General features: G+C 64.1%; 1 protein-coding gene. It reads right to left on the reverse strand.

Features of this window, described 5'->3' with window-relative positions:
- Positions 1-437: hypothetical protein (locus RNB18_RS52350; protein ID WP_311721098.1), on the reverse strand; the 437-nt coding region annotated here is incomplete at both ends.

A 437-nucleotide genomic window follows, 5' to 3' on the forward strand; every position in this document is an offset into this window, starting at 1 on the left:
GCTGTCGGCCTTCAGCCAAGCCCTGATACCGGTCAGCACATTGTCGTAGGTGAGGGTCGCATCGGCCCGCACGCGCTTGGGCAGCGGAAGGGCGTCCTCCTCCAGCAGCCTGCGCCCGATGAGATTCCACACAGCCGAGGACTGGGCACTGGTGCCGTTGTAGGTGGAGTCCAGGCTGAGAGCCATGCTGATGTGAGCCATGGGTGCCTGTGCGGTGAATTTTCGGCCCGCTTCCTTCAACAGCGCCGACTTGCCGAGCCCTCGGCCTCCGAACACCACCTGGTTACCCACCGGGTTCTGCACCGAGCCGAGTTCCTCCAAGCGTCCGAAGAACATTTCCTCAGCCACTCGTCCGCGCTTCTCACTGACGTACGGATTCACCGCCGAGAACGGCAGCAGCACCCGCATCGCCGGATCGAGCAGCTGGTTGCCACGGG

Source organism: Streptomyces doebereineriae (assembly GCF_031845645.1).
GTDB classification, from domain to species: Bacteria; Actinomycetota; Actinomycetes; order Streptomycetales; family Streptomycetaceae; genus Streptomyces; species Streptomyces canus.